We start from the raw sequence: 3,718 nt of genomic DNA, 5'->3' as shown, positions 1-3,718 counted from the left end.
GTCAGTGCTTTGTTTTTTAGTCTTATTTCAAGGGCGAAAATTTGAGTTTTTGGCACAAAGCCTGAAACGCCGAACCGAAAACTTGAGCTTTGCACCAGTGCGAAAAAATAGAAAGTTTTAACGCTTTGTTGATTTGTCAGTGTCGAAACGCTGTGTACTTTTACCTGAGTTTCGGCTCTTTTTTCAAATCATCTGATTGATTTTATTAGTTAAAAATTTAACTGTCAGCGTTTTTAAGTTTTATCGGTTTGGGCTTGAGTAGGGCAGAAATCGGAGTTTTTTAAGTTAAACCCAATCGACTGTTTTCGTTTAAATGCGTTTAAAAATTTCTTTTTGTTTCTAGCTGTTTTCGATTGTTTTTAAGTGGCTTTTGGTTTATGTTTTTGGTTCGTTCATCGTTGGTTAAGGCTGTTTAAGCGTTGCACTTTCTAACTTCTGCGTCAAGTGCGATAACACCCCAGCCGCTTACGGTGATATTTTTTAGTTTTCTGAGTCAATCTCAGGTTTTAGTTTGTTGTGGGGGTGTTACGCCTTACGCGAATAGTTATGCGTCATCTCTGTATGGGTATTCCTCAATTATCGGAGTACCAAAACAACATGGCGGCCTGTTTGGGTAGCCTTGTTCGCCTTTCTTTATTTCATGCCATATCATGCTTTTGCAGGGGTCAACATACCAACATTCCCACCGACCACCACGCCAACGCCTGTACCATTTAAACTGCTCTAGTGTATTTAAGTAAACAAAAACACCAAAACAAACAGCACCAACAAAAAGCAAGATTACAGATATAAACACTAAAACTTCTAAAATACTACTCATAACCACCCCATACAGTGTGCCGCATAACTCTATATTCAAGCGGATAAAACCCCATGCTTTTGCGGCTTACTGTTTGGGTTTTACCGCTTAATATGTTGTTATGCGTCAGTCTTAAACTTCAATAATTCGCGCATTAACAAAAGGTCTAAAAACTCTTGCCAGTTTTAATGCCGCTTTTGCTTCTGTAAACTTATTAAAAAGTTTTGCATTAGGTTCTAATGTTGTTCGTGATGGGTCGCCTGCACCCTCAGCCAACCAAACACCAACCTCTAATCGTACAATGTACATTTTCAACTCTCCGCACTTCTTTAATTAAACACTATGCCGCATAACTGCCAATTCAACTGGACACAACCCCATACAGCATCTAAGGTCTGCTTTTGTTAGGTTGTGCCAGTTAATTATTTGTTAGGCTGTTTTAAGCCCATTGAAACAGTTAAACATTAAGGTAGTGCATAAGTTTGACGTGATGAAGACCTTCTAGCCATTGGTACGCAAAGGTTACATAGAATTATCACGTTGGTTTTACACACTACCAACATTAAATAAAGTAATGGGCTTAGGGGAAATTTATGAGTATTTTAGTTTGGATTGAGATTATCGCTAAAATCCTTATTCTTATTGCGGGTGGACTGTCTAAAGAAGAGGCTGTAGCAAAAGCATCTATTGAGTTTGGCATTCCAGAAAATGAAATTTGGAAGCATGGTGGTTTTTAAATCCACTAATTAAAATATAAAAAGCGTATTGTTGTTGGCATACTTACCTAAATCGTGCATAAGCTTAAAGCTGGACTGGTAAAGTCAAAATATACCATCATTCGGGAGAAAAATAATGCAATGTCCAAAATGCAAATCAGACAAGATTGATAAAAAGAACCATGGAAAACGAGCTGGAACAGTTGTCGGTGGAGGTGCAGGCGCGGCAGGTGGCATGGCAGGTGCAGGTGCGGGGGCAGAAGCTGGAGCGGCACTTGGTTTAATTGGAGGTCCTGTTGGTGCTGTCGCTGGTGGAGTTGCTGGTGCAATAATAGGCGGACTTCTAGGCGGTACTGCTGGCGGATTACTTGGTGCAAAAGCTGGTGAAGTCATAGATGACAATGTTCTAAATAATTATTGCTGTTTAGAGTGTGGCCACAGTTTTAGCAAATAGGTTCTTTTTTATGCCAACTCCCTCGAGAGTAGCTGTTAAATCAACATGTTTATCGTGTGGGTGGCACTTTGTCATTAAACACCAAAGTGATGCTATTATTCAGCCAAATGAATGTAGGCAATGTGGCAGTAAAAATTTAATTCATAAGCAAGCAAATTTGCTTGAAAACTTGCTTGCTGCCCCAATTCCCTTTTTCCAACGCAGAAAGTAATCATTGATATGTTTAAATGCCTAACTCATGCGTCAAGTGTGACAAGCACCCAGCCGCTTACGAGGCAATTTTCAGATACAGTGATTACTGAGTTTTTATTTATTTTGTTGTGGGTGCTTGCACCTTACGCGATTAGTTAGGGTTTGTTCTTTTGAAGTTATATTGACTTATGCGCCATTGGCGTATATTATTATCTGAATAGAAATAAGTCATGAGTTGCAGATGGAATTTATCGAAACGCCAACCTTTACACGCTTAGTTCAAGCACTTCTACCTGATGAGCAATATCATAAGTTACAAGTTTCTATGATGGAATCCCCAACTTCTGGGGACATGATAAAGGGCAGTGGTGGTATTCGGAAATTACGCTACGCATTACCCAATACGGGAAAAAGTGGTGGTGTCAGAGTGATTTATTATTGGGAGTCTGCCAAAGGCATATTTTATATGCTGTTGATTTACCCAAAATCAACAAAAGACAATTTAACTGACCGTGAAATTTCTATTTTGCGCCAACTCGTCAAGGAGTTATCAGATGCACACTGATTTATTTAACGAACTTACTCAAAGTTTAAAAGAGGCGACTGCCATAGCTAAAGGTCAGGCAGAACCAAGTCGCCGTTTTGTATTGGATATTCCTGATGTTAAAGCCGTCCGTGAAAAGACGGGTCTTTCTCAGGCGGAGTTTGCACTTCGTTTGCATGTTAGTCCTCGTACATTACAAAATTGGGAACAAAATAGACGTACGCCAACAGGCGCAGCAGCAGCACTTATACGTTTATTGAATGCACGACCTGATGTGATAGGTGATTTTGCTGCATTGGGTTAAAATACCCTAACTTTTGCGTCAAGTGCGACAAGTACCCAGCCGATTGCGAGGCTATTTTTGAATTCAGTGATTACTGCGTTCTTGTTTATTTTGCTGTAGGGTGCTTGCGCCTTACGCGAGTAGTTAGGGTTTTATGGAGGCGAAAAATGGCTAACTCTGAGTGTTTAACTCGTGTTTTTGGCGGTGCTTTAAAAGTTACATTTGTGCCTAATGGTTCTCAAGAGGCGACTGTACGCATAGAGCCAAATGATGGCATTCCTTGTCATGTATCTTTCAGTACCTTAATGGATACAACATTTTCTTGTTTTTCGAGTATTCCCATGTCAAACGAGATAAGACAAGATATAAGGTTGTGGTGTAAGTCTTGTTTAGACAACACCAATAATTTGTAAAATATTACTCAAGGAAAAAAATATAATGAACGGTGCTTTTAAGTTTTTTGGATGTTCCACGTTTGTATTGCTGGTAGCTTGTGCAAACCAGCAACAGCCTCAAACGGCATGTCAAAGTCAGCCTGTGTCTCGACCTGCGATACCGTATTAGCCGACAGCGGGTCTTTCGAGATAACGAGATACGAACAAGCTGCCGCGTTGCCGCCCAGACGAATGATGTCGCCCGCAGCTTTGGTTTCTAGCCACACGTTATCAACATTTGGCCCGTAAGTCTCAAAGGCTTCGCGGAACTTGGTCAGGACGTTGTGGACTACAAC

General features: G+C 40.4%; 8 protein-coding genes. 6 read left to right on the top strand and 2 right to left on the bottom strand.

Features of this window, described 5'->3' with window-relative positions:
* The first annotated feature begins 546 nt into the window (after window positions 1-546).
* Entirely contained in the window at window positions 547-717 is a 171-nt protein-coding gene (locus tag Q0212_RS15960; RefSeq protein ID WP_297927345.1) for a hypothetical protein, read from the top strand.
* 214 nt (window positions 718-931) lie between these two features.
* On the opposite strand, the gene Q0212_RS15955 is transcribed toward Q0212_RS15960, so the two are convergent.
* On the bottom strand, window positions 932-1,108 hold the full coding sequence (locus Q0212_RS15955) for a hypothetical protein (protein WP_297927344.1): 177 nt from the start codon (window positions 1,106-1,108) through the stop codon (window positions 932-934).
* A 284-nt stretch (window positions 1,109-1,392) separates the two neighbouring features.
* On the opposite strand from Q0212_RS15955, the gene Q0212_RS15950 reads away from it, so the two are divergent.
* The 5 genes from Q0212_RS15950 to Q0212_RS15930 all read left to right on the top strand — a co-directional run bounded on the left by Q0212_RS15950 (window position 1,393) and on the right by Q0212_RS15930 (window position 3,401).
* Complete coding sequence (locus Q0212_RS15950; protein ID WP_297927342.1) at window positions 1,393-1,536, top strand: hypothetical protein; 144 nt, start codon at window positions 1,393-1,395, stop codon at window positions 1,534-1,536.
* Between the two features lie 115 nt (window positions 1,537-1,651).
* On the top strand, window positions 1,652-1,969 hold the full coding sequence (locus Q0212_RS15945) for a hypothetical protein (protein ID WP_297927340.1): 318 nt from the start codon (window positions 1,652-1,654) through the stop codon (window positions 1,967-1,969).
* A 433-nt stretch (window positions 1,970-2,402) separates the two neighbouring features.
* Entirely contained in the window at window positions 2,403-2,726 is a 324-nt protein-coding gene (locus Q0212_RS15940) for a type II toxin-antitoxin system RelE/ParE family toxin (RefSeq protein ID WP_297927338.1), read from the top strand.
* Window positions 2,716-3,009 carry a NadS family protein gene (gene nadS, locus Q0212_RS15935; RefSeq protein ID WP_297927336.1) on the top strand — a complete coding sequence of 98 codons (294 nt, stop codon included), beginning with the start codon at window positions 2,716-2,718 and terminating at the stop codon, window positions 3,007-3,009. The genes Q0212_RS15940 and nadS overlap by 11 nt, the downstream gene beginning before the upstream one ends.
* A 146-nt stretch (window positions 3,010-3,155) precedes the next feature.
* Complete coding sequence (locus Q0212_RS15930; protein WP_297927334.1) at window positions 3,156-3,401, top strand: hypothetical protein; 246 nt, start codon at window positions 3,156-3,158, stop codon at window positions 3,399-3,401.
* Window positions 3,402-3,439: 38 nt separating this feature from the next.
* On the opposite strand, the gene Q0212_RS15925 is transcribed toward Q0212_RS15930, so the two are convergent.
* On the bottom strand, window positions 3,440-3,718 hold a 279-nt coding region (locus tag Q0212_RS15925; protein WP_297927332.1), incomplete at its 5' end, for a hypothetical protein.

The organism is uncultured Agitococcus sp., from assembly GCF_937920075.1.
Lineage (GTDB): Bacteria > Pseudomonadota > Gammaproteobacteria > Pseudomonadales > Moraxellaceae > Agitococcus.
Note: the sequence above shows the minus strand (reverse complement) of the source record. Positions and strands in the feature narration are given on the sequence as shown.